Source organism: Arthrobacter oryzae (assembly GCF_030812315.1).
GTDB classification, from domain to species: Bacteria; Actinomycetota; Actinomycetes; order Actinomycetales; family Micrococcaceae; genus Arthrobacter; species Arthrobacter oryzae_B.
Genome location: NZ_JAUSSM010000006.1, coordinates 173,940 through 197,605, shown reverse-complemented (window position 1 = coordinate 197,605; position 23,666 = coordinate 173,940). Strand labels below are relative to the sequence as shown.

Annotated in this window: 16 protein-coding genes; 8 read left to right on the top strand and 8 right to left on the bottom strand. The window is 61.2% G+C overall.

What is annotated here, in order from left to right:
* Nucleotides 1-13: 13 nt before the first annotated feature.
* The 6 genes from gyrB to dnaA all read right to left on the bottom strand — a co-directional run bounded on the left by gyrB (nt 14) and on the right by dnaA (nt 8,391).
* On the bottom strand, nt 14-2,104 hold the full coding sequence (gyrB, locus tag J2S97_RS13795) for a DNA topoisomerase (ATP-hydrolyzing) subunit B (protein ID WP_307050348.1): 2,091 nt from the start codon (nt 2,102-2,104) through the stop codon (nt 14-16).
* A 412-nt stretch (nt 2,105-2,516) separates the two neighbouring features.
* Nucleotides 2,517-3,077, bottom strand: a complete 561-nt coding sequence (locus J2S97_RS13790) for a DUF721 domain-containing protein (RefSeq protein WP_307050345.1) — start codon at nt 3,075-3,077, stop codon at nt 2,517-2,519.
* The gene (gene recF, locus J2S97_RS13785) at nt 3,074-4,279 is read right to left on the bottom strand and encodes a DNA replication/repair protein RecF (protein ID WP_307050343.1); all 1,206 of its coding nucleotides are present in this window, start codon (nt 4,277-4,279) and stop codon (nt 3,074-3,076) included. Before recF ends, J2S97_RS13790 begins: the two co-directional genes overlap by 4 nt.
* 36 nt (nt 4,280-4,315) lie before the next feature.
* The gene (gene gnd, locus J2S97_RS13780) at nt 4,316-5,200 is read right to left on the bottom strand and encodes a phosphogluconate dehydrogenase (NAD(+)-dependent, decarboxylating) (RefSeq protein WP_307050338.1); all 885 of its coding nucleotides are present in this window, start codon (nt 5,198-5,200) and stop codon (nt 4,316-4,318) included.
* Between the two features lie 107 nt (nt 5,201-5,307).
* Nucleotides 5,308-6,432: a DNA polymerase III subunit beta gene (gene dnaN / locus J2S97_RS13775; RefSeq protein WP_307050336.1), complete on the bottom strand. Its 1,125-nt coding sequence runs from the start codon at nt 6,430-6,432 to the stop codon at nt 5,308-5,310.
* Between the two features lie 537 nt (nt 6,433-6,969).
* Nucleotides 6,970-8,391, bottom strand: a complete 1,422-nt coding sequence (gene dnaA, locus J2S97_RS13770; RefSeq protein ID WP_307050334.1) for a chromosomal replication initiator protein DnaA — start codon at nt 8,389-8,391, stop codon at nt 6,970-6,972.
* A gap of 469 nt (nt 8,392-8,860) precedes the next feature.
* Between dnaA and rpmH the strand changes: the two genes are divergently transcribed.
* The 8 genes from rpmH (at nt 8,861) to J2S97_RS13730 (ending at nt 14,573) form a co-directional block, all read left to right on the top strand.
* The gene (rpmH, locus tag J2S97_RS13765; protein ID WP_003800212.1) at nt 8,861-8,998 is read left to right on the top strand and encodes a 50S ribosomal protein L34; all 138 of its coding nucleotides are present in this window, start codon (nt 8,861-8,863) and stop codon (nt 8,996-8,998) included.
* 42 nt (nt 8,999-9,040) lie between these two features.
* Nucleotides 9,041-9,451 carry a ribonuclease P protein component gene (gene rnpA, locus J2S97_RS13760; RefSeq protein WP_307050332.1) on the top strand — a complete coding sequence of 137 codons (411 nt, stop codon included), beginning with the start codon at nt 9,041-9,043 and terminating at the stop codon, nt 9,449-9,451.
* The gene (yidD, locus tag J2S97_RS13755; protein WP_307050330.1) at nt 9,444-9,839 is read left to right on the top strand and encodes a membrane protein insertion efficiency factor YidD; all 396 of its coding nucleotides are present in this window, start codon (nt 9,444-9,446) and stop codon (nt 9,837-9,839) included. The genes rnpA and yidD overlap by 8 nt, the downstream gene beginning before the upstream one ends.
* A gap of 16 nt (nt 9,840-9,855) precedes the next feature.
* A complete protein-coding gene (yidC, locus tag J2S97_RS13750) occupies nt 9,856-10,839 on the top strand; it encodes a membrane protein insertase YidC (RefSeq protein ID WP_307050328.1) in 984 nt (327 codons plus the stop codon).
* Nucleotides 10,839-11,405: a Jag family protein gene (locus J2S97_RS13745; protein ID WP_307050326.1), complete on the top strand. Its 567-nt coding sequence runs from the start codon at nt 10,839-10,841 to the stop codon at nt 11,403-11,405. Before yidC ends, J2S97_RS13745 begins: the two co-directional genes overlap by 1 nt.
* Nucleotides 11,406-11,424: 19 nt before the next feature.
* On the top strand, nt 11,425-12,075 hold the full coding sequence (rsmG, locus tag J2S97_RS13740; protein ID WP_307050324.1) for a 16S rRNA (guanine(527)-N(7))-methyltransferase RsmG: 651 nt from the start codon (nt 11,425-11,427) through the stop codon (nt 12,073-12,075).
* Nucleotides 12,076-12,162: 87 nt separating this feature from the next.
* Entirely contained in the window at nt 12,163-13,230 is a 1,068-nt protein-coding gene (locus tag J2S97_RS13735; protein ID WP_307050321.1) for a ParA family protein, read from the top strand.
* 65 nt (nt 13,231-13,295) lie between these two features.
* On the top strand, nt 13,296-14,573 hold the full coding sequence (locus tag J2S97_RS13730) for a ParB/RepB/Spo0J family partition protein (RefSeq protein ID WP_307050319.1): 1,278 nt from the start codon (nt 13,296-13,298) through the stop codon (nt 14,571-14,573).
* Between the two features lie 7,694 nt (nt 14,574-22,267).
* Here J2S97_RS13730 and trxA read toward each other — a convergent pair.
* Both trxA and trxB read right to left on the bottom strand, forming a co-directional pair.
* Nucleotides 22,268-22,594, bottom strand: coding sequence for a thioredoxin (gene trxA / locus J2S97_RS13725; protein WP_307050317.1), 327 nt, complete (start codon nt 22,592-22,594; stop codon nt 22,268-22,270).
* A gap of 37 nt (nt 22,595-22,631) precedes the next feature.
* On the bottom strand, nt 22,632-23,588 hold the full coding sequence (gene trxB, locus J2S97_RS13720) for a thioredoxin-disulfide reductase (RefSeq protein WP_307050316.1): 957 nt from the start codon (nt 23,586-23,588) through the stop codon (nt 22,632-22,634).
* Nucleotides 23,589-23,666: the final 78 nt, after the last annotated feature.

Genomic DNA, 23,666 nt, shown 5'->3' with positions numbered 1-23,666 from the left:
CGGAAGGGCCTCTTTAGATATCCAGGAACCTGACATCCTTTGCGTTTTGCTGAATGAAGTTTCGGCGGGATTCAACGTCCTCGCCCATCAGCACGGTGAAGATCTGGTCTGCCGCGAGGGCGTCATCCATGGTGACCTGGAGCAGGGTCCGGTTGTCCGGGTCCATTGTGGTGTCCCACAGTTCGGTGTAGTCCATCTCGCCTAGGCCCTTGTAGCGCTGGATGCCGTTGTCCTTCGGAATGCGGCGCCCTGCAGCCTGGCCGGCCACGAGCCGGGCGTCGCGTTCGCGGTCGCTGTAGACATAGTCGTGCGGTGCATTCGACCACTTGATCCGGTACAGCGGCGGTTGGGCCAGGTACACGTAGCCGTTTTCAATCAACGGGCGCATGTAGCGGAACAGGAGCGTCATCAGGAGCGTGGTGATGTGCTGGCCGTCAACGTCGGCATCGGCCATGAGCACAATCTTGTGATACCGGAGTTTGCTGAGGTCGAAGTCCTCGCCGATGCCCGTGCCGAAGGCGGTGATCATGGACTGGACCTCGTTGTTGCCAAGGGCCTTGTCCAGCCGTGCCCGCTCCACGTTCAGGATCTTGCCGCGAAGGGGCAGGATGGCCTGAGTTTCCGGGTTCCGTCCGCGCTTGGCGGAGCCGCCGGCGGAGTCACCTTCCACGATGTAGACCTCGCACTTGGCGGGGTCCTTGGAGGAGCAGTCGGACAGCTTGCCCGGCATGCCGAAGGATTCCAGCGGGCTCTTGCGGCGGGCGTTGTCACGGGCCTTGCGGGCGGCCATGCGGGCCTGGGCAGCCGAGATGGCCTTGCGGATGACGTCGCGTGCCGGGCCGGGGTTGCGTTCCAGCCAGTCACCCAGGCCGTCGGTGACCACACGCTGGACGAAGCCCTTGACCTCGGAGTTGCCGAGTTTGGTCTTGGTCTGGCCCTCGAACTGCGGTTCGGCCAGCTTCACGGAAATGACGGCGGTGAGCCCTTCACGGATGTCATCACCCGTGAGGTTGTCGTCTTTTTCCTTGATGATGTTCTTCTCGCGCGCATAGCGGTTGATGAGCGACGTCATCGCGGCGCGGAAGCCCTCTTCGTGGGTGCCGCCCTCATGCGTGTTGATGGTATTGGCGTACGTGTGGACGCTTTCGGAGTACGCATTGGTCCACTGCATCGCCATCTCCAGGGCGATTTTCCGTTCCTTGTCCTCGGTTTCGAAGGCGATGACGTCCTCGTGGACCACATCAACCTTCTTGCCTGAGTTCAGGTGCTTCACGTAATCCAGCAGGCCGTCGTCGTACTGGTAGACAACCGTCCGGAATTCGGCGGCGACTTCGCCTTCAGTGGGAACGGCGTCAAGGTCCAGATCCCCGTCTTCGGAGTCCTCCAGCGTGCCGCGGCGCTCGTCCGTCAGTGTGATGCGCAGGCCCTTGTTCAGGAACGCCATCTGCTGGAAGCGGGCCCGGAGCGTCTCGAAATCGAATTCCGTGCTCTCGAAGATACTGGCATCCGGGTAGAAGGTCTGCGTCGTACCGGTCTGGTCCGTCTCTTCACCCTGGACCAGGCTGTCCTGGGGCTTGCCGCCGTCAGCGAAGGACATCCGCCAGACGTGGCCCTGGCGCCGCACTTCCGTGTCCACCCGGCTGGAGAGTGCATTGACCACCGAAATGCCGACGCCGTGGAGCCCGCCGGACACGGCGTAACCGCCGCCGCCGAACTTTCCGCCGGCGTGCAGGATGGTCATGACAACCTCGACCGTGGGCTTGTGCTCGGTGGGGTGCATGTCCACGGGGATGCCGCGGCCGTCGTCAACCACCTTGACGCCGCCGTCGGCCTGGAGAACAATCTCGATGTGGGTGCAGTACCCGGCCAGGGCCTCATCTACGGAGTTGTCCACCACTTCGTACACCAAGTGGTGGAGGCCGCGGGGTCCCGTGGAACCGATGTACATGCCGGGGCGCTTGCGGACAGCTTCAAGCCCTTCAAGGACGGTGATGTCGCTGGCACCGTATCCCTTGCGTTCGGCTGCCTCCGCCGGCGCATCAGTTGTACGGGCATCCTCAGCTGCTGGTACCACTGCCGGGATATCTGCATTGTCGTTAGCCACAGGCGCTTTCGACTCCTCTGTATTCGTATGGCCGGCCGTCACCATCTCCGATAGAAGAGGTTCCCGCCAACAGGCACGTCACTGTTAACGCCGATTACTTCGGTGACTGGCGGAACCGTGCCCCGGCCGCAGGGAATGCGCCGGAAAACGGACTCAGTCAACGTTTCACCGGCGCCCAGTTATCTACCCCGATTCTACCGTGCGGGCGGGCGTAATCCCGCATTCCAGGGCCCCAAACGCGGAGGAAAGTGGCGCTGGCAGGCCATTGGCTCTGCCTGCAAGGCTCCAGGGGTCCGGTCTCCGGGTTCCTATACGGCGCAGGGGCGTTTGAGCGCCCTACACGCCGTTTCGCCATTTTTCAAGAGTCCGGAGTGCCGGCGGCCGGGATCGCTCCGGCCGTCACGGCGTTCGGCTATCCGTACGTGTCGCGGGGACCGCGGCCGTTGACTGTCCGGCCGCCCTTCCGCCAGCTGGGTGCCGCCGGTCCGAGGACCTGGATCTTGGTGACTACCCCTTCGCCCAGTTCCGTCCGGAATTTCTCCAGGAGGCTGAAGCTGAGCAAGCGGAGCTGGGTGGCCCACGCCGTGGAATCGCAGCGTACGTGGAGCGTGGTGTCGGTAAAGCTTTCCGGAGTGCAGTGCGCCGAGATCTCCGGGCCCACCAGTGTGTTCCACTCGGCCATGACCGATCCGACCGCAACCGGGGAGGTCCAGCCGCGTTCCGCTACGAGCCGCCCCACCACTTTGCCCAGGCCCAGCGGGTCGCGGCCGGTGCCATGGAACTGCGTGAAGCCGCGGGTGCCGGCGGCGCTGCGTCCCGGTTTCTTGGCTCCGTTTCCGGGCGGCGGGTACTTGCGGCGGATTTCGCCGCGGGCGGCCGCCGCTTCGCGCATCCGGTTGAGGGCTGCCTGGGCAGCATCGATGTCGTCGGGATCGCGGCCAGGCTGCAGTCCGCCGACGGTGTCTTTATTCATCGGGATTCCGACTCATCGATTCCTCCGGGGACGACCTTCACCCGCCGCCCGGCCAGTTCCTCCGGAATATCGGCGTCGACGGCGGCGGTCACCAGCACCTGTTCGGCACCGGATACTATTGCGGCCAGTTTACGCCGACGTTGGACGTCGAGTTCGGCAAACACATCGTCAAGTATGAGGATCGGGGCGGACCCGCCGGTGCGGGCGTCGTCGAGCATCACGTAGTAGGACGCAAGCCGCAGCGAAAGGCACATGGACCATGTTTCGCCGTGGGATGCGTAGCCTTTCGCGGGCGCCTCGCCGAGGATGAGTTCCACATCGTCGCGGTGCGGGCCAACGAGCGAAATGCCGCGCTCCAGTTCCTTGCGGCGGGACGCCGAAAACGCCTGCACGTAGCGTTCGGTCAGCTCGTCGACGGACAGCACCCGCAGGTCCTCAACGCGTCCGACGGCGGCGGGTTCGGCAGCGTAAGCCGCGCCGGCGCCGTCGTCGTCCAGCAGGTCCTGGAGCGTGGACCGGTAAATCGCGTCCGCCACCTTGGACCCGTCGGTCAGCTGCGCATAAGCCTTGGTCAGGTGGGGCCTGAGGCGTTCCACCAGTTCCAGTCGGGCGTGCAGCAGTTGGGCGGCGGCCCGCGCCATGTGCTGGTCCCACACATCCAGCGTTGCCTCGTGGCCGGCGGTGAACTTGCCGGCCCGGCCCGATTTCAGGAGGGCGTTGCGCTGTTTGAGGACGCGGTCGTAGTCGCTCCTCGTGGCGGAATGGCGCGGCATGAGGCTGACCAGCAGTTCGTCGAGGAATCGCCGCCGGCTGGAAGGATCCCCCTTCACCAGGGCCAGGTCTTCCGGGGCGAAGAGCACCGTTTGGCAGATGCCGAGGATGTCGCGGGCACGCACGGGGTTGCTGCGGTTGATGCGCCCCCGGTTGGCACGGTTCCCGTTGATTTCGAGTTCCAGCACCGTGGACTGCTCACCCCGGACCAGTTTGGCCCGGATCAGCGCTCGTTCGGTGCCGAAGCGCAGCAGCGGGGCGTCTGAACTGACGCGGTGCGAGCTCAGGTTGGCCAGGTAACCGATGGCCTCCATGAGGTTGGTTTTGCCAATGCCGTTGTATCCCACGAGCACCGTCACCCCGGGCTCCAGGGCGAGGTCCACCTGGGCATAACTGCGAAAATCGGTCAGCGAAAGCTTTTCTAGGTACACGCCGTCTTCAGGATTCCCGGACTGCTCGGTCTGCTGTTACTTGGCCGGGCGGGTGGCATGCCCGCCGAATTGATGCCGCAGTGCGGACACCATCTTCATGGCCGGCGAGTTGTCCTCGCGGGACGAGAACCGCGCAAACAGGGCTGCTGTGATGGCCGGCGCCGGAACCGCGTTGGCGATTGCCTCTTCGACGGTCCAGCGGCCTTCTCCAGAATCTTCGACATAGTCGTCGATCGAGGCCAGGCCCGGATCCTCGTCCAGTGCCTTGACCATGAGGTCCAGCAGCCAGGAACGCACAACCGTGCCCTTCTGCCAGGCGCGGAACGTTCCGGGCAGGTCAGTGACGATGTCCTTGGCGGCCAGAAGCTCGTAACCTTCGGCGTAGGCCTGCATGAGTCCGTACTCGATGCCGTTGTGCACCATCTTGGCGTAGTGGCCCGCCCCAACTCCGCCGACGTGGACGAAGCTGTCCGCCCGGTCGCCTTCGGGACGGAGCGCATCAAAAGCGGGCATGGCCCGTTCGATATCGGCGGCATCGCCGCCGGCCATGAGCCCGTAACCGTTCTGCAGCCCCCACACGCCGCCGGATACGCCGCAGTCAGCGAAACGAATGCCCTTCTCAGCCAGCGAGGCACCGTGTTTCTGGTCCTCGGTGAAGCGGGAGTTGCCACCATCGATCACCAGGTCACCGGCATCGAGCTTGGAACCGAGTTCGGTGATCACGGCATCGGTGATTTCGCCTGCCGGGACCATGACCCAGATGACGCGCGGGGCGGGAACGGCAGCGATGAGCTCGTCCACCGTGGCCACATCGGTAACGTCAGGGTTGCGGTCGAAGCCCGTGACCTCGACGCCGCCCTTGCGCAGCCGTTCGCGCATGTTGAAACCCATTTTGCCAAGGCCTATCAGTCCGATGTGCACGGGTAGAACTCTTTTCTGCGCTGGTGTGGTGGTGGGGCTGCGATGGTGGACCCAACCGGGTCGCAGTAAGTGTCGTTGTGGGTGCCCAAAACGACAACAGCTGCTACCTAGTTGGGCAGGCGAACCGGCATGACCAGGTACCGGTAGTCGTCCTGGTCGTCACCGTCGGCGTCGGCCTGTGCCGTGATCATGGCCGGCTTGGGGGCCGTGGTGAAGGAGAACCGAACAAACTTGGTCTCGATCACGCTGAGGCCTTCGATGAGGTAGTGCGGGTTGAACGCAACTGTGATTTCATCGCCGGTCAGCTGTGCTTCAAGTTCCTCCGACGCCTGGGCGTCCTCGCCGGTGCCGGCGTCGAGGTGAAGCTGGCCTTCTGTGAAGGCAAGCCGGACCGGGGTGTTGCGTTCGGCAACGAGGGATACGCGCCTGACCGCCTCGACCAGTTCCTGGGTCTGCACGGTGGCGTGGATGGGCGTGGCATCCGGGAACAGCGAACGGATCTTCGGGTAGTCGCCGTCAACCAGGAGTGACGTGGTGGTGCGGCCGCCGCTCTCGAATCCGATCAGCCGGCTGTCGTCGTCGGCCAGCGCGAGGTTGATGTCTCCGCTGTTGCCGAGCGTTTTCGCAACCTCGTTCAGGGTTTTCGCTTTGACCAGGGCGCTGGTGGAGATCCCGGGAGTGACAGGCTTCCAGGGCACTTCGCGCATGGCCAGGCGGTAGCGGTCGGTTGCCAGCAAGGTGATCAGGTCGTCCTCGATCTCCATGCGGACGCCAGTGAGGATCGGCAGCGTGTCGTCTTTGCTGGCGGCGATGATCACCTGGGAAACGGCCTGGGCGAAGGAATCGCCCGGTACGGTTCCGCTGATGGTGGGCAGGGCAGGCAGTGGCGGGTATTCGGCCTCGGGCATGGTGGCGAGGTGGAAACTGCTGCGGCGGCAGGTAAGCGTGACTTTGTTGCCGTCGGTTTCGACGACAACGGGGGCCGACGGCAGGCTGCGGCAGATGTCCGCAAGCAGGCGGCCGGAGACCAGGATGGTGCCTTCGACGGTGATATCAGCCGGGATTTCGAGCCGGGCCGATGTCTCGTAGTCGAAACTCGAGAGGCTCACAGTGCCGGACTCGGCCTTGAGGAGGAGCCCGGAAAGCACTGGAACCGGCGGCCGCGGAGACAACGACCGGGCGGTCCACGTGACGGCTTCTGCCAGGACGTCCCGTTCGACTCTGAACTTCACGGAAGGGTGCCGCCTTTCATTGCTGCTGCCATTTTCTCAACGGGAACTCCCGCAGGGAGTCCAAAAGAACCTTGCTCCCGAACACCGGAACCTGCATGGTCCGCGCTTGCTGAACCACAAACAGACCCAAGGATGGGAGCGCTGCTGACAGCTTAGCCGGAACATTGAGGATTTCCCCATCCCCGTCAGGGACGCCGGCCCTGCGGGGCCGAGGGCACGAGGCTGTTCGGGGCGGGGAACGAGATTGTTATTTGAGGGAATTTCAATTTTTTGGGATTAGTAGTGTTAATAACTGCTGTGGAAACTGTGGATAACCCTGTTTCGCGGCACGATTCCGCGGTTAAGCCCTGTTCATCCGTTGTGGGCGAAGCAGGTTTTAAACAGGGTGTGGATGGGGACAACTTTTTTGGCCGTTTCGCTGATCCACAGATGCCTTAAGGGTTTTAAGCCCATTAACCGTGGTTGTCCCCTTAACTATCCACAGGCTTATCCACATGCCCCTGTTAATAAGGTAAGGATGTGGGCCGGACGGCAGGCTCAGGAATCCCGCTGCTGCTGCTTTATGCGGTTGGTCAGCTCCGTAACCTGGTTGTAGATCACACGACGCTCGGCCATCAGTTCGCGGATCTTGCGGTCTGCATGGATCACGGTGGTGTGGTCGCGGCCGCCGAGCTCCTGCCCGATCTTGGGAAGCGACATGTCGGTCAGTTCCCGGCACAGGTACATGGCGATCTGGCGCGCGGTCACCAGGGTGCGGGTCCGCGACTTGCTGCAGAGCTCTTCCATGCTGAGCTTGAAGTAGTCAGCCGTCTGGGTCAGGATCTGCGCCGAGGTGATCTCCTGTGCGCCGTCGTCCGTGATGAGGTCCTTGAGCACCATTTCCGCGAGGGCAACATCCACCGGCTGCCGGTTCAGGCTGGCGAAGGCCGTGACACGGATGAGTGCGCCCTCCAGTTCGCGGATGTTGCTGGAGATCTTGGACGCGATGTATTCGAGGGCGTCATCCGGCGCGGAAAGGCCTTCGCTGAGGGCCTTCTTGCGGAGGATCGCGATTCGGGTTTCCAGTTCCGGCGGCTGGATGTCGGTCAGCAAGCCCCATTCGAAGCGGGATTTCATCCTGTCCTCGAACCCTGCGAGCAGCTTGGGCGGCTGGTCGGAGGTGATGACAACCTGCTTGTTGTTGTTGTGGAGCGCGTTGAAGGTGTGGAAGAACTCCTCCAGCGTGCGGTCCTTGCCGGCCAGGAACTGGATGTCATCGATCAGCAGGACATCCACGTTGCGGTAGGTGGTCTTGAAGCTGGTGCCCTCATCGTCCCGGATGGAGTTGATGAAGTCGTTGGTGAATTCTTCGGAGTTTACGTAGCGGACCCGGATGCCGCTGTAGAGGCGCCGGGCGTAATGCCCGATCGCGTGCAGCAGGTGGGTCTTGCCGAGTCCGGAATCACCGTAGATGAACAGCGGGTTGTAGGCCTTGGCCGGTGCCTCGGCGACGGCGACGGCGGCTGCGTGCGCGAACCGGTTCGAGGAACCGATCACGAACGTGTCGAAGACGTACTTTGGGTTGAGACGGCCGAATTCGTGCGAAGTGCTCGGCAGCATGGGCTGCGGCTTCTGTTCCACGGTGGGATCGGTCCCGAGGGAAAGTTCGACGGCGGGTTCCGGCTCCGTGTGGAGGGGCACCAGATCAGTGTCGACGTCTATGGCGCAGCGGATGTCGTCGGAGAAGACGTTGTGGAGGGCATCGTCAAGGGCTTCCTTGACCTGGGTCTGCAGTACCTCGCGGGTGAGTTCGTTGGGTACCGCCACCAGGAGGGTCGACCCAATCAGTCCCTGTGCCTGGGCGAGGATTACGAAGCCGCGCTGCCGGGGTGAAACCCGGTGGTCCTGCTCCAGAAGGCTCACAACCCGCCGCCAGGAACTTCCGACAGTATTCGCGTGGTTGGCTTCGTCTACTGTCATCAATCAGTTCCTCAAACTTGCTTGCCTGCATTACCTGCAGCCACAAGTCCTGAACCAGGGGCTGGTTCCGGCTTATATCCACAGGGTTATGCACAGAGCGTGGATAATCGGCTACTGAGCCACTCTAGGGGATCAAAAGCCTAGAAGATAGCTGGGTAGAGCCTTGTGGATAATTACACCGTTGTGGTTCGAAATCGCACCCTGTGAGCCACTTCATCCACAGGCTGTGGGCAGAGGTTAACCACAGCGGGTGCAGGGCCGTGACCCCTGGCCCGGTTTGACTACGGCACGCTTTTTGGCCTAACGTTGTGAAGTCCTTTGTGTCCGCTTTTCGACCTCATTTGAATCTCTCTGACGTTCTGCGTCCTACGAGCCGAGGGCAGCGTGTGCACATACAAAACTTAGCGTCGGCCAGTTCTTCCCCTTTTTGATCGGGTGGGCGCACCTTTGATCCACTGGAGTAACTAACGTGAGCAAGCGGACTTTTCAGCCGAATAACCGCCGTCGAGCCAAGAAGCACGGCTTCCGCCTTCGTATGCGTACCCGTGCCGGCCGTGCCATCCTGGCAGCCCGTCGTGGCAAGGGCCGCACCGAACTGTCGGCCTAAATACACTGACTCGTCGGTCTACATCCCTTTGCGAGTTTAACGGTGCTAGCCACCAAGAACCGTCTGAGGACATCAACCGATTTTTCAACAACTGTACGTTCCGGCGTCCGCAATGGACGCCGGAACGTAGTGTTATATACGGTAGCTATTGCTGCTGACGAACCAAGCCGGATCGGATTCATCGTTTCCAAGAGTGTCGGGAACGCTGTGGTCAGGAACCTCGTTAAGAGGAGACTGAGGGAAGCCGGTGCTTTGTCGTTGCAGGAATACGGTACCGGGTTCGCCATTGTGGTCCGGGCACTGCCTGCGGCCGCGGCTGCCAGCTGGGACCAACTGCTGGCAGATTACAACGCCGCTCTGGAAACGACCATGAAACGGCTGGGCGGCCGCCTTCCTCGGGCCGCGTCAGCGGTTTCACGGGAAACAACACAGGAAGGGACACCGCGTGCGTAACGCCATTGCCGCCGTCGTCCGTTTCTTCAAACCAGCAGCGTTCGTCGTGGGCAAGACGCTCTGGAACCTGCCCCAAAACTTTCTTATCCTGCTGCTGATGACCTACCGCAAGGTGATTTCACCCTTGTACGGCCAGGTCTGCCGCTTCTTTCCTTCGTGCTCGGCCTACGCCCTCGAAGCAATCACGGTGCATGGTGCCGTGAAGGGAAGCTGGCTAGCGGTCCGGCGCCTGGCGCGCTGCCATCCTTGGAATGCCGGCGGTGTGGACCACGTCCCCGCCGGCCATCGCCACTGGCCCGATCACCGGACCCCCACAATTGTTGTACTGAACAACCCGGACAAGTACCTGGCTGCGCAGTCTGATGGAGAAGGCCGCACTGCGGCCTGACGAATAGGGATATCGTATGGACTTCTTTGAAACAATCATGTTTCCGTTCAAGTGGCTGGTTTCCATCATCATGGTGGGCTTCCACGAGGGCCTGACCGCCATCGGGCTGCCTGAGGCATCCGGCTGGACGTGGACGCTGTCCATCATCGGGCTGGTGCTGGTGATCCGTGCCGCCCTGATCCCTGTGTTCGTCAAGCAGATCAAGGCGCAGCGCGGCATGCAGCTCCTGCAGCCGGACCTGAAGAAGCTCCAGGACAAGTACAAGGGCAAGACCGACCAGCTCTCCCGCCAGGCCATGGCGCAGGAACAGATGGCCATGTACAAGAAACACGGCACCAACCCTTTCTCGGCCTGCCTCCCTATGCTCATCCAGATGCCGTTCTTCTTTGCCCTGTTCCAGGTGCTTTCAGGCATCAGCACGAACGCCCGCGAGGGCGAGGGTGTAGGCGCGATGAACCACGAGCAGGTGGTGCAGTTCGACCAGTCCAGCATCTTCGGCGCTCCGCTGTCCGCAACCCTGCTTCATGGCACGCCCCCGGGCGGCAACGTGGTGGCAGTGTGGATCCTGTCAATCATCATGATCCTCGCGATGACGGCGTCCCAGTTCATCACCCAGAAGCAGATCATGGCCAAGAACATGTCTGAAGAGGCTATGGCCAGTCCGTTCATGCGCCAACAGAAAATGATGCTCTACATCCTGCCGATTGTGTTCGGTGTGGGCGGCATCAACTTCCCCATCGGTGTGCTGATCTACTGGACCACCACCAACCTCTGGACCATGGGCCAGCAGTTCTTCGTGATTCGCCGTATGCCGACGCCGGGATCCCCCGCCGCCAAGGCCCTCGCCGAGCGGCGCGCCGCCAAGGGCCTCCCGGCCCTGCCCATCCTGGGAGGCAAGAAGGCCGACGTCGAGGCCGAAGCTGCGGCTGCTGCCGCCGCCGTCGCCGAGGCCAAAGGCCAGCGCATCCAGCCACAACGTAAGAACAGGAAGAAGAAGTAATGTCTGTCGATAGCACCGAAAACGCCGTTACCGCCGAGGCCATTGAAGACCAGGACGACGCCCGGGACGAGAGCCAGGATTCGGGCAAGGGTTCTTCTGCGAGCCGGCTGGAGGAAGAAGGCGACGTCGCGGCCGACTATCTCGAAGAGCTGCTGGACATCGCCGACATTGACGGCGACATCGACATCGAGGTTCGGAACGGACGGACCTACATTTCCATCGTGGCCGAGGAAGAGTCGGCAGGGCTGGACAGCCTCGTTGGCCGCGACGGAGAAGTGCTGGAAGCCCTGCAGGAGCTGACCCGCCTCTCCGTGCTTTCCGCAACCGAAAACCGCTCCCGGCTGGTGCTGGACATCAACGGATACCGGCAGGAGCGTGCCGGCCACCTGCAGAAGATCGCAGAGGACGCCGTGGCGTCCGTGAAGGTGTCCGGCAACGCTGTGGCCCTGGAGCCGATGAGCGCTTACGAGCGGAAGATCGTCCACGACGCAGTGGCCGATCTTGGGTTCGTGAGCGAATCCGAAGGCGAAGGTGCCGGGAGGCACATCGTTGTCTCCGCAGACTGAAGACGCCGGGACGCTGACAATGGTTGACATCACTGCCGCGGAGCTGAAGGCAGCCGAAGCGATCTTTGGTGACCGTCTGGACCTGGCCAAACGCTATGTGGAGCACCTGGCCACATCCGGGACCGAGCGGGGACTGATTGGCCCCCGTGAGGTTCCCCGGCTCTGGAGCCGGCACGTATTGAACTGTGCCGTCATTGAGCGGGAAATCGCCGATGGCAGCCACGTCGCGGACGTTGGGAGCGGTGCCGGGTTGCCTGGGCTTTGCCTGGCAATCGCTCGTCCCGACCTGGAACTGACCCTGATCGAGCCGCTGGAACGCCGCGTGATCTGGCTCCAGGAAGTCGTGGACGACCTCGGCCTGACAAACGTCACCGTGATGCGCACCCGCGCCGAACTGGCTGTGGGTATGGTCAATGCGGACGTCGTCACCGCCCGGGCGGTTTCCGCGCTTTCCAACCTGGCCGGCCTGACCATCCCCCTGCTCGCAGGCAAGGGAGAAGTTGTGGCCATCAAGGGACGCAGCGCCGGCGAGGAAATCGAGAAGGCCGCCAAGGCCATCCGGAAGCTCGGCGGCGTGCAGACATCCGTCGTGGTCGTCGGTGAAGACCTCCTCGAGGAACCCACCACTGTGGTCCGAATCATCGTTAATAAGACGCAAAAGATTGCCTAGCCGCTGGCCCGGTGCCGCAGGACTTTAGGGGGAAGCGGTTAGGCTAGTGAACGGCAGAAAAAGCCGAATGAGAGTGAGTGTGTCACAGTGACCAGTAGCGAAGCCTCCACACAGCGGATACCCCCGTTTGTGTCCCTGGGGTCCGCGCGGGCCATTGTTGCGCCCTCCATCGCGCAGAGTGACTCGTGGAATCATCTGAATTCGGTTGCAAACCGCTCAAAATCGACGGCAGTTTCACGTGAAACCGCCGACTCGGTCAGCGGGAACATCATGGACTCCATCGATGACTCGAGCCCCATCGCCCGCGATCTGGCGCACGAGAACAAACGCCGGGAGCGCTTGATCGGCCGGCAGCTTCCCAAGCCTGAGAAGACCCGCATCTTCACGGTTTCAAACCAGAAGGGCGGTGTCGGCAAGACGACCACTACGGTGAACATTGCCGCTGCCCTTGCGGCCGCAGGACTGAACGTCCTGGTCATCGATATTGATCCCCAGGGCAACGCCTCCACCGCCCTCGGGATAGAACACCATGCCGATGTTGACAGCATCTATGACGTCCTGATCAACGACGTGCCTCTCAAGGATGTTGTGGCTCCGTGCCCCGACATTGCCAACCTGATTTGTGCTCCCGCCACTATTCACCTGGCCGGCGCTGAAATTGAGCTGGTTTCGCTCGTTGCCAGGGAGCAGCGGCTCCGCCGTGCGATTGATGTCTACGCCAAGGAACGCCAGAAGGCCGGGGAGGAACGTCTTGACTTCATCTTCATTGACTGCCCGCCGAGCCTTGGCCTTCTGACCGTCAACGCCTTCTGCGCCGCCAGCGAGGTCCTGATCCCCATCCAGTGCGAGTATTACGCCTTGGAGGGCCTCAGCCAGCTCCTGAAGAACATCGAAATGATCCAGAAGCACCTCAACGCGGACCTGGTTGTTTCGACGATCCTCCTCACCATGTACGACGGACGCACAAACCTTGCAGCACAGGTGGCTGCCGAGGTCCGTCAGCACTTCCCTGACCAGGTCCTTGGCGCTGTGGTTCCGCGGTCCGTCAGGATCTCGGAGGCTCCCAGCTACCAGCAGACTGTGATGACCTACGATCCGTCCTCCAGCGGTGCACTCTCCTACTTGGAAGCCGCAGCGGAAATCGCTGAACGTTAGAATTTTCAACAATTGCACTAGCCAGAGCCGGGTCTGCCGGGCTCTTCCATTGGAGGGATTTACCCATGAGCGATAAGCGACGCGGCCTCGGTCGTGGTCTTGGCGCACTCATTCCAAGTTCCGCTCCGGCTAACGCTTCCGGCAACGGCGCAGCGCCTTCACGCCCTGTTGACCTCTTCTTCCCGGAGGCAAGGAAGAAGCCGACGACTGCCGCCAGCGTTCTCATTGAAGAGGACGCGGCGGCTTCGGCCTCAGCAAAACTAGGCTCTGAGACATTGCCAGCTGAGAGTGCACCGGCGGACCAAGTCTCTGACGGCAAGTCAGATTCATCGAAGCCCGCGGTTGCTCCGGCTTCGGCTGCAACGAAGAAGTCCGACGGCGGCTCGGCGTCCTCTGATTCGAAGGCTCCTGCCAGGAAGTCGGCTGCCAGGTCGGGTGCCGCACAGCAAGCGTCCGCTGACGCGGCTGTCCAAGATGAGGCCGCGTTGACCCCGGCCAGCGACGACGGACCAGAGCTGGTGGAGGTTCCCGGCGTCAGGTTTGCTGAGATCCCCGTCGGCGACATTCATCCGAACCGCAAGCAGCCCCGTTCCGTCTTTGATGAGGACGACATGGCGGAGCTCATTCATTCAGTACGTGAAATAGGCGTTCTCCAGCCAATTGTGGTCCGTACTTCAACCGAAAAAGGTGGCGAACCGTTTGAGCTCGTCATGGGTGAGCGTCGCTGGCGTGCGGTACAGGCTGCCGGGATGGAAACTATCCCGGCAATTGTCAGGGACACCACGGACGATGACCTGCTGCGGGACGCACTCCTCGAAAACCTTCACCGCAGCCAGCTGAACCCGCTTGAAGAAGCGGCGGCCTACCAGCAGCTGCTGGAGGATTTCGGCACGACGCACGAACAGCTCGCCGACCGCATCGGCCGCTCGCGTCCCCAGGTTTCAAATACCCTGCGTCTCCTCAAGCTGCCGCCGTTGGTCCAGCGCCGGGTTGCTGCGAGTGTATTGTCCGCCGGCCACGCTCGTGCCCTGCTCGCCCTTCCTGATGCGGCTGCGATGGAGCGCTTGGCACAGAAGATCGTCGCCGAGGGTATGTCGGTTCGCGCAACCGAAGAAGCTGTGACTCTGTATCAGAGCCCGGCAGCATCCGCGAAGAACAACGTTCCCCGCCCCGGGGCACGCCACGAACGCTTGGATTACCTCGCATCATCTCTTTCGGACCGGCTGGACACGAATGTCAAGATCTCCCTCGGCGCCAGGAAGGGCCGTGTGAGCATTGAGTTTGCCAGCGTGGAAGACTTGAACCGGATTATGGAAGTCCTGACACCCGGCTCTGAGAACTAATACATCGGCAACACGGAAGGGCCTGTTTCACGTGAAACAGGCCTTTTTCGTCTGCGGATGTTTTAGGCGCCGGTGTGGGGTCAAGTGTGGGTTGGTTCCTGAGTCCGATCCTTAAGTCGGGTTCCTCAAATTGGGCCACCTCCGTGTTGGCTGCTCTTGTTGTCGTTGCTCAACGCTGTTGAAAAGTAGCTCACGGCCCACGCCGCAACTGCCTAGGGACCGGCCTGATCTCTTGTAGAGGTCTTGGCTGGATAAGCACGCTGTTTTCTGAGTTGGCGGGCCCCCGTGGGCTCCTTAATTGGGTCACATCAGCCCCCAATTGCGTCCCGGCGGCCCCGCAGAATGCGTCCCGCCGAAGCCCACAGTGGGCGCTGCCCGGCCGCTGGAATGATCTTTGACGCATCCGGCGGGCCGGTAAGCCTACGCCCCGGCGTACCTTGATCCAACGGCCTTTCAGCGGCGAACGGTGTCCCCAGGGCGCCACGTTGGGTCGAAGCGGTGTCGAAGCGGTGTCGAAGGGCCTGTTTTTCGCGCCTTACTGGCGGGAAACTATGTCGGGACCCATATTTCCATCACTCGCGCAGGTCCAGCGGCTCAAAGGATAACGCCCGGGGCCAACCGGCACCGCACGTTCTGCCGTGGTGCGGGCAGTGTAGCCCCGCTCGATCAGTGGCATGTTCCTCGGCCGATGCGATCAATCCCTACTGCGATCAATCCATAAAGCGCAATCCGTGCGTCAACCATGAGCCCGGGCGGCGCCCGGGAGGGGAAGGATAAGAAGGGGGCCTGTGAGGTTGCGGAGGCTGTGGGTTGGGCGGATGGACTTCGGTCGCGGGACTGAGAAGCTGAGTGCCAGAAGTCAATGTCATCGCCATTGAGGCTTACGACGAGGCAGGATTTGCAACTATTGACCTCGACAGTGGGCGGCGGCAAGGTTTTGTGGCCTGAAATTGGGGCCACTTTGAGTCTTGCTGCGTGTCGGGACAGGGAGGTTTCGTCGGGGCGACCCCGTTCTGTTTCACGTGAAACATGGTGGGCGGCCATTCAATCCAGGGGCGAACTGGGCATGACGACCTGCGACCAGGGGCGTGGTCAATAGCTCGGATAGGCGTAGCGGCGTCATCCGCAGTAGAAGGCCTGCCAGCACCGTGTACCAGTGCCAGTATGCCTTCAATCGCGGATGAACTGACGGCATTCGGATCCTCCGTCCAACCTCATCAGCTAGCTTCCGCCGCAGATCGTCGCAAGATGGCTTGCATGGACGTATGACCGGCCAGAACGTAGTGGACAGTCCCCCAGGCTCCCGATTCACCGCCGTCTGCTATGGACAAGATGATGAGACCGCGGCCACGGGCCTGACGACAAATCCACACAGCAGCTGCACCTAGTTCCATACGATTTTCGCTGGAGCACTTTCACTGCTCTGAGGTGCAGGATTCCCGTCGATGACAGGTTGCTGGATATCCGTCCACGGCGGGCTGAACACTTCTCGTGCAGGGTCTCTGTTTAGCAGGGTCGCAGCCTACGGACCTCACGGCAGAACAGTGTTGCAATCAGCAGCGCAAATGGCGTCTGCCCTAGTCCTGCTGCTGACCGCGTGGATCGACAGTCCTGCTGACCACGTGGATAGACGACTGTCCGGATCCACAGGCAGAACCCTTGGTTCATCGATTCAGCAGTCGAGGATCTTGGCCCGGGATGATGAGGGAGCCTGTGCCTGTGATGTTTCACGTGAAACGATGTCATCATCTTGGTGAACTGGGTCGTCATCCTTCAGCCGAGGACGCCGGACATCGGCAGTCACCGTCGCGTGAACTAAGGGCTAAGTTGTGAATGGCCAATGGGGAGCCAACCGTACTGAACGCACGTAGCCTGCATCCAACAGCGGTATGACCGCCCCACCGCCCCACCCGCTTCATGCTGGGTTTATCGTGAGGTCTGCTTGTCAGCGAAGTCCGCCGGGGTTCAACCGTTCGCCACTGCTCGGACCTGCTCTTGCTCCGACACAGAAGCCAGCTGGCGCCGTTTGGAGATACCGCCTGGCGGTACCCATCGGGGCGGAGGCTGGATGTTTCACGTGAAACGATGAAACAACAGGTGCTCAGACAAGTCATCATACTTATTCAGCAATGAACTGCGGCCACGCGATAATCGCTCGGTGGGTGGCGACGGTTGGCGGCGATGAGTTGTCCCCACCCCCTTTGGCTCCCTGGTCGGGGCGGTGACGTCTGGCTGACCTTGGGTGTGCCTTGAAATGGCCCTAGCCGCTTCAGGAGTTGGCGAGAGCTCAACGGGTTGGGGTAGACAAAGTCGACTCGAGGCTTGTCTGATCCCTGTTCGCCCCGGACCGGGTTTTGGACGGTCAGTTTGGTCAGTCCTTCTCTTGTCTGAAGAGGCGGGCCGACTCTTGTTGAAGTCGATTCAAGGGTCACAAATCAGCAGCCTTGGTTTCGCTGAAGGCGCAGATTCTGGACCGATGGCTTCAGCCATCTCCAACGAACGTCCCAGGGGTGCAGCTTGCTCCCCCGCGGTAGGGGCGCCGAAGCACGGTAACGTGGCTCAGAAGTACTGGCAACTCACCCCACTGCTGGGTGCGCGGCGAGTTCCTCGCATCCTTGCGAACCACCTGTTGGCTGCGCCTGTCACGATGCGTGTGCGCCCGATCTGATCGTTTGCACGGATAGGTGACGAGCATAGATTCCTCCTTCCAACCAGGTGGGCGGACTCATCTCGTGCGAGTCCGGTGAACTAGCCTGGCGCCCGCCAAGGCCGGCTGCTTGGTACAGGAATGTGATTTTGGTCAGCGACCACGGGTCCGCGTGCATCGCTCCTTGGCGAATCAAGGCGGTGATCCAGGGGTGGATGCAGCTGAGGCGCCCTCGGTGTGTGCCCACAGTTTGCATCCTACAAGGCCAAGGGTTGAGGCTTTCTCTGCTGAACGGGCGAAGCGGATGGCGGTTCTGCCTGGCCTCCCAAGCATTGGAGGAGGTGTCTCTGCTCCAGCTACGGGTGTCCTCTCAAGTCCACCGCGAGGGTACCTGAGGGCATTCAAGTCTCGTGGTGAAATCCAGCGAAATGATGGGGCCAGTGCATAAGGCGGTGCATAACGCGGTGGATATCCCTGTGGATAACTTTGTGGATAGACCGTGGTCTAACGCTCTCCATTCGTATCTCACGGGGGCTGCCACAGCGGGCCGAAGGACCGTCATTTCACTACCGCCTAACGTGTTTCACGTGAAACATCGCACTCCGAGCTTTCCGGGCCAGAATTAGGATCAATTCTGGCAATTTCAGCGAATATGGCCCGATTTTGGGGCGATTTCAAGACTATCGCGCCGACTAGTCAGCACCCTTCACAAGCGCCGCATTAAGTGACTCCTGCCACACTGCAGGGCCGACCGCTAATCCTGCCGTATATGTCGAGCATCACAGGGGCTCCTCCCTCGATGGCCCTGTGGATAAGCATGTGGATATCTTCTGTGGAGAAATGGATCAAGACTGGGGAAAAGTCGGGCGCCAGTCGTCTCGGCGGTGAATTGCATGTGCTCCCCCTGTGCGCTCAACCTCGGTCTAGTCAGTGCCTTTCTGCGTGTAAGTGGGACGGGAACATTTAGCGAGCGGAAGCTGTCATCCCTAAACCGGCACCGCTGGTGATGGATGGTTGCTGCCGAGTGATTCGATCAACGCGCTGCGGCAGAGTCTGAGTGGCCCACAGAACGCTATTGCGCAGTCCTCCAGAACAGGGCTACGCCACACTGCCGCACATCAAAGGTGAGGTTGTGGTGAGTGGTCAACCTTGGGAACAGGGTGTTTTGCCAGTGACCGGAGTTATCCGCAATCCGTGGAATGTTCTTCTTTCTCTCCTTCTTCGCCGGCCTGGGTGAAGCGGACGTGCGTCGACACCACCGAAAGGTGATCACTCCAGATCCCCAGCACGGCCTCTGTCTCCATTTATGAACCGAGGGCAGGCATCATCCACACAAATGGGCAGTTTGCTGTACGACGACTTCTCAGCCTTGGGCTGGGTTGCTCGCGGCAGTAGAGTAGCGCCCCTCTACGCGTCGTGATGCCGTACGTCGTGATGCTGTACCTTGCGGGCAATATCTGCAGGGTGCCGTAAATTGACCCGGTCAAAATGCTGGGCCAGGGTTTCATCATGGAACATCTCAGGTGGCGACGGAGAGCAGCATCGGCGACGTAGTGTGCGAGTGGTTTGGGCGCGTGCAGATGGTTTGTCTGCCCGCCGACGTATCTGGCCATTGTGGAGCGGGTCGATCATCGCCGGTCTGCGCCGCATCAGGATCCGGTCACAGTTCGCGAGATGCGGTGCGGCCAGGTCAGGATGTCTGGCAGATCGGGGTGGCACATCAATAGAATCGGAAATATCAGAAGTTCCGTGGGTGTCTGAGTTCATCCCAGTGATGGTTCTTGGGCGCGTACCTTGAGATCCCATTGGAGGCACAAAAGCATAGGCCAGTCGTGCAGTGATGGATAGGCTGCCAGCGTGGCCGGGACCTCGGAGGGCTGGTTGACGGGCGGTCTCCGCAGCAGGGCAGCCGGTTTGGCATCTGTATGGACAGGCACGTGCATGAGTGTGGGCAAGGATGGCTTCTTGCGCAGTACGAACTGGCTATCTTGCACATGATGGTTCAAGAGAGGACCTGCTGTGTGTGCGCAGGCTAACTGCATGAGTGAGGTGCGGACTCAGTGTCTGCTTGCCGGTTTGTGGTCCCAGCTGGCTTATCAGCGACCAAGCGGAGAATCCTTGGGCAGACCATATGGTGGGGCCCAGTACATGGCGGAGCCAGACTGCCTCGAGTGGCCTGCTGTAGCGACTGTCGAGGTCCATGCGCCCTACTGGCAGGACGGGAGGCTAAGGTCGGTGTATTCGCTGACCTCGGCTGGGCGGGAGCCCTTTCATCTGGGCCCCGGATCGGTGCCTTCCTTTCGTGCGTTGCCCAATACTGTTCTCAAGATTTTGTCTGGACGACGCAGTGAAATCTCGATCGGTTACTAAGCGCATGCGAAATCAGTGTTTCACGTGAAACGTACGTGACTGGAGCCCGTCTTCCTTGGCTCGCGCAGCCGATGCCGTCAGCTGGGCTTGCGTGCCACCTGGCCTGGAACAGTCCCGGACCCGGGTCCAGTGCCGGCCTGGTGCAAACGGACTCTGCCCGCGGCAGCGACAACCAAGAGCCCGGCATCCGACGGCGGCTATTCATCATGCGGTTGTTGGATCCCCTGTGCCTGTACTCAGGGTCCACTCTGCAGGAAGCGGACAAGAGCCTGATGAATTCCCACAGGTCGTGTGAATTTCCGTTTCACGTGAAACATTATGTGCGTGCCGAGTTGATGGCCCTCATCTTCGGTGGCCATTCTGGCCGTCCCCGTACTGCGGGGGCGTGGAGCAGTTCGCGGGTTCCCGAATGCCCTGAACAGGAAGCCTCGGAGCCATCTGATGGCTCGGGGCGGTTGCTCACCCCGGCCGATATAGCTACCGACGCGCAGTGCGGTGCGTCGCTCGGGCCGCCTCGAAGCCCCGCGTGGCGTCCTAGGGTTGCCCCGACAGTAGTCATGTACAACCACGACAGTAGTCACTTACAACAGAGCCCCTTCTCACTGAGCTTCTGGTCGGCGGACACCATCAGGGCGGTCTAACACCGGAAGGATCGGAGGCTGTGCACTGCTTAAGGAACTGGAATCTGTTGATGGCAGAATGACCGCCCCCGAATAGTCGACGAACGCGTCGTCGAGGAATGCGCAGCCACGAAGCCGCAGTCGGCGTGTGTGGACGTTCGCTATCGAGTTGTGCACGTCGTGTTCGCGCGGTTCGACGGCGTCAGGAGGCGCCGGCTCTCCAACATTTCCTCGGAGTACAGGACCAGGGCCTTCTGGTCGACTGCGAGCTTCAGGGTTGCTTCCTGCTCTGGCCTTTCTCACCTTTTACAGGATGCGAAATCAACACTCCGCAGGCGGGACTCTGCTGCGCACCGGTTTCGCATCGAGCTTCGCAATTGGAGGTAGTGGCTGAGCCGCGTTCTGCGGTGGGCAATTGATAGCCGCCAGCTATGTTTCACGTGAAACATACGTCGCCCCTGGCTCCGATCCTGCGTTCGCTATACCTGGACGAGCGGTTGGGCATTGTCGGGGACTGCTGCCGTTGCGTCAGCAGTCCCCAATGGATTGTTCACGCCACGGGTTCTGGGTTTGGGCATTCTCGCTGACCGGCCGTCGTTCCAGTTGCCAAGCGTGCGATGTTCCGGCGGCGACAATACCGATTTGGATCCTGGATCGGCAACACGCATTTGGTTTGTGCAGGCAGCTAGCCGACCACCGGTGAAGAAATCAAGATGGATTCAAGTGCAGGCACAAGGGATACCCGCAGCAGGCGCAACGGCCCGACATGAGCGCATCAACGCACAAGTAGCGGGTCCTCCGACCGGAACTTGCTGGTACGCGAGGCAGCAAACCCATGAGGGCCGCCTTGCCATGTCACGACTCCTCCTTTGCACGAGGTGTGCAGATTCGAGCAATCTCCCAAGGTTTTTGGAGCGCACTTCATTTTGGAGCAATGTGGATCTGACTGATTCAGCGACTAGTTCCCGAGGGGCTTCGCTCCGCCATGGGGGTGGGAACTATGCTCGTAGGTTCGATTGATGTCAACGAGGCGGCGCTTTTGCAGGTTTTTCTCGGCGGACACAATGCCGAGGTGGGGATGCAGTTTCCCATCCTGAGGTCAGCCGGGCCTCGGGCGGTCAGTAGGTAGATCACCTGGCATGCCCGGACGTGCCTGGGCTGGGATCGAGGGTGTAAGAATCAACGGGTGCTGTGGAGTCGTGGGCTCGAGGCACCCTGGGGCGGGAAATAGGCACATGGGGCGGCGGTTGTTTCACGTGAAACGTCAGCCCGCAGACACTGTTGAGCCAGCGGGTGCGTCCACACGTAGGTTTCCGCCAATCCACCCGTCCCCCACGCCCGCACTCCGCTCCGACCCCATCAGCCTTCGTAGACTGAGTTGCTGCCTGGACAGTCTCGCTGTATTTGTCGCGATTCCAGGGCCGATGAGGGTTCGGTGCCAGTAGCCCCGCAGGCTCTCAGGAACTCAGATTAGCGTGTTTCACGTGAACACTCACCGTCAGGATCGGCCCAGTGTTTCACGTGAAACACTCGCCGTCAGGAGCTGGCCGTTAGCCTGATTGCCGCCAAGGCCCGAATGTTTGAGATCCGGCCGCCGACCATCGTTGCGAAGCCATCTCTCCGCCGCCGGCCAGCCTGTGATTCTTCGCCTCCAGATGCCTTGACACCCCAGTCGGACGAGTTTGGGTGACCCCAGGTAGGGGCACAATTCCGGTCACACTGTGAGCCTCTTCTGCAGAAGAGTATCGCCTGAACCAACTGACCGAAGTTTAGGTTCCGTCGATGGCCGGCTGCCACGTAAGCCCCTTGCCTGAATCCGATCTCTGCAGTCCTCCCCCGGTACCGTCCGGACCCACTGGCGCCTCAAAGTTCGATTCCCACCCCAAATGGCTACTTGCACTGCGGACACGTACTCCCGACGCGCCGGGACACGACCCGAACCGTGAAACGAAAACGGTGGCCATCACCCTGATTGAGTGATGGCCACCGTTTCGCCCCGCAAGTCCGGGGGTCTGCGTGGTCAACGGCGCTTGATCCGCCCTTAAGCGGCCAGCGTGCTACGAGAGGACGTCGGCAAATTCCTTCTCGAAGAACTGCTTCGGCTTGGCACCGATGACGGTGTTCTTCACCTCGCCACCCTCGAACAGGTAGACAGCTGGAATCGAGGTGATACCGTACTCGGCAGCAATAGCCGGGTTGTCATCGACGTTCACCTTGACGACATTGACCTTCTCGCTGTACTCGACAGAGATCTCGTCCAGGATGGGGCCCAGCTTGCGGCAGGGACCGCACCACTCCGCCCAGAAGTCCACGATGACCGGCTTGTCGGCCGACAGTACATCCGTGCTGAAACTTGCGTCCGTTACGTCTTTTGCGTTGCTCATTGCCTTGTTGTTTCCCTTCGGATCAATAGTGCGCTGTTTAGGCGTGGAAGTCTGCGAGGTAGTGCTCGACGTCGATGGCTGCAACGCAGCCCGAGCCGGATGCAGTGATGGCCTGGCGGTACGTGGGGTCCACAACGTCGCCGGCAGCAAATACGCCCTTGACGCTCGTCTTGGAGCTGCGGCCCTCGACGGCGATGGTGCCCTCCGGCGTAAGGTCCAGCGTGTCCTTGATGAGCTCGGTGCGCGGATCGTTTCCGATGGCTACGAAGACGCCTGTTACAGCCAACTCAGATTCGGTGCCGTCCACAAGATTCTTCAGCTTCAGGCCGGTGACCTTGTCCCCGCCCAGCACATCCTCAACGGCTGTGTTCCACACGAAGTTGATCTTCTCGTGGGCCTGCGCCCGGTCGCCCATGATCTTGGATGCCTTGAGCGTGTCCCGGCGGTGCACCACTGTGACTGACTTGGCGAACTTGGTGAGGAACAGTGCTTCCTCCATGGCGGAGTCTCCGCCGCCGATAACCGCGATGTCCTGATCCTTGAAAAAGAAACCATCGCAGGTTGCACACCAGCTAACGCCGTGGCCTGACAGTCGCTTCTCGTTGGGAAGACCGAGCTCGCGGTAAGCCGAACCGGTAGAGAGGATGATGGAGCGGGCCTGGAACGTCTCTCCCGTGGCGATGGTGACGGTCTTGATGTCGCCGTCGAGGTCAAGTGCGGTGACGTCCTCGAACTGGATTTCCGTTCCGAAGCGTGCGGCCTGCTTTTCGAAGTTCTCCATCAGGTCCGGACCCATAATTCCCTCCGGGAATCCGGGGTAGTTCTCCACATCGGTGGTGTTCATCAGTTCTCCACCGGCCGTAACGGAACCGGCAAGGAGCAGAGGCTTCAGGTTGGCTCGTGCCGTATAGACTGCAGCCGTGTAGCCTGCAGGGCCGGAGCCGACGATGATGACATCACGTACCTGGGACGCGGTGTTTTCTGCGTTGCTCACTGAACGGTGAACCTCTTCCTTAGTCGATGCGCCTGCTTTTGATGGCCGGCCACATGGCACAACCCATTGTTGGTGCTG

What these genes read in the sequence shown, in the direction of transcription:
- dnaA (WP_307050334.1), bottom strand. Translation starts at nt 8,391, where the DNA reads ATGACAGTAGACGAAGCCAACCACGCGAATACTGTCGGAAGTTCCTGG.
- trxA (WP_307050317.1), bottom strand. Translation starts at nt 22,594, where the DNA reads ATGAGCAACGCAAAAGACGTAACGGACGCAAGTTTCAGCACGGATGTA.
- J2S97_RS13745 (WP_307050326.1), top strand. Translation starts at nt 10,839, where the DNA reads ATGTCTGTCGATAGCACCGAAAACGCCGTTACCGCCGAGGCCATTGAA.
- rsmG (WP_307050324.1), top strand. Translation starts at nt 11,425, where the DNA reads ATGGTTGACATCACTGCCGCGGAGCTGAAGGCAGCCGAAGCGATCTTT.
- J2S97_RS13790 (WP_307050345.1), bottom strand. Translation starts at nt 3,077, where the DNA reads ATGAATAAAGACACCGTCGGCGGACTGCAGCCTGGCCGCGATCCCGAC.
- yidC (WP_307050328.1), top strand. Translation starts at nt 9,856, where the DNA reads ATGGACTTCTTTGAAACAATCATGTTTCCGTTCAAGTGGCTGGTTTCC.
- J2S97_RS13730 (WP_307050319.1), top strand. Translation starts at nt 13,296, where the DNA reads ATGAGCGATAAGCGACGCGGCCTCGGTCGTGGTCTTGGCGCACTCATT.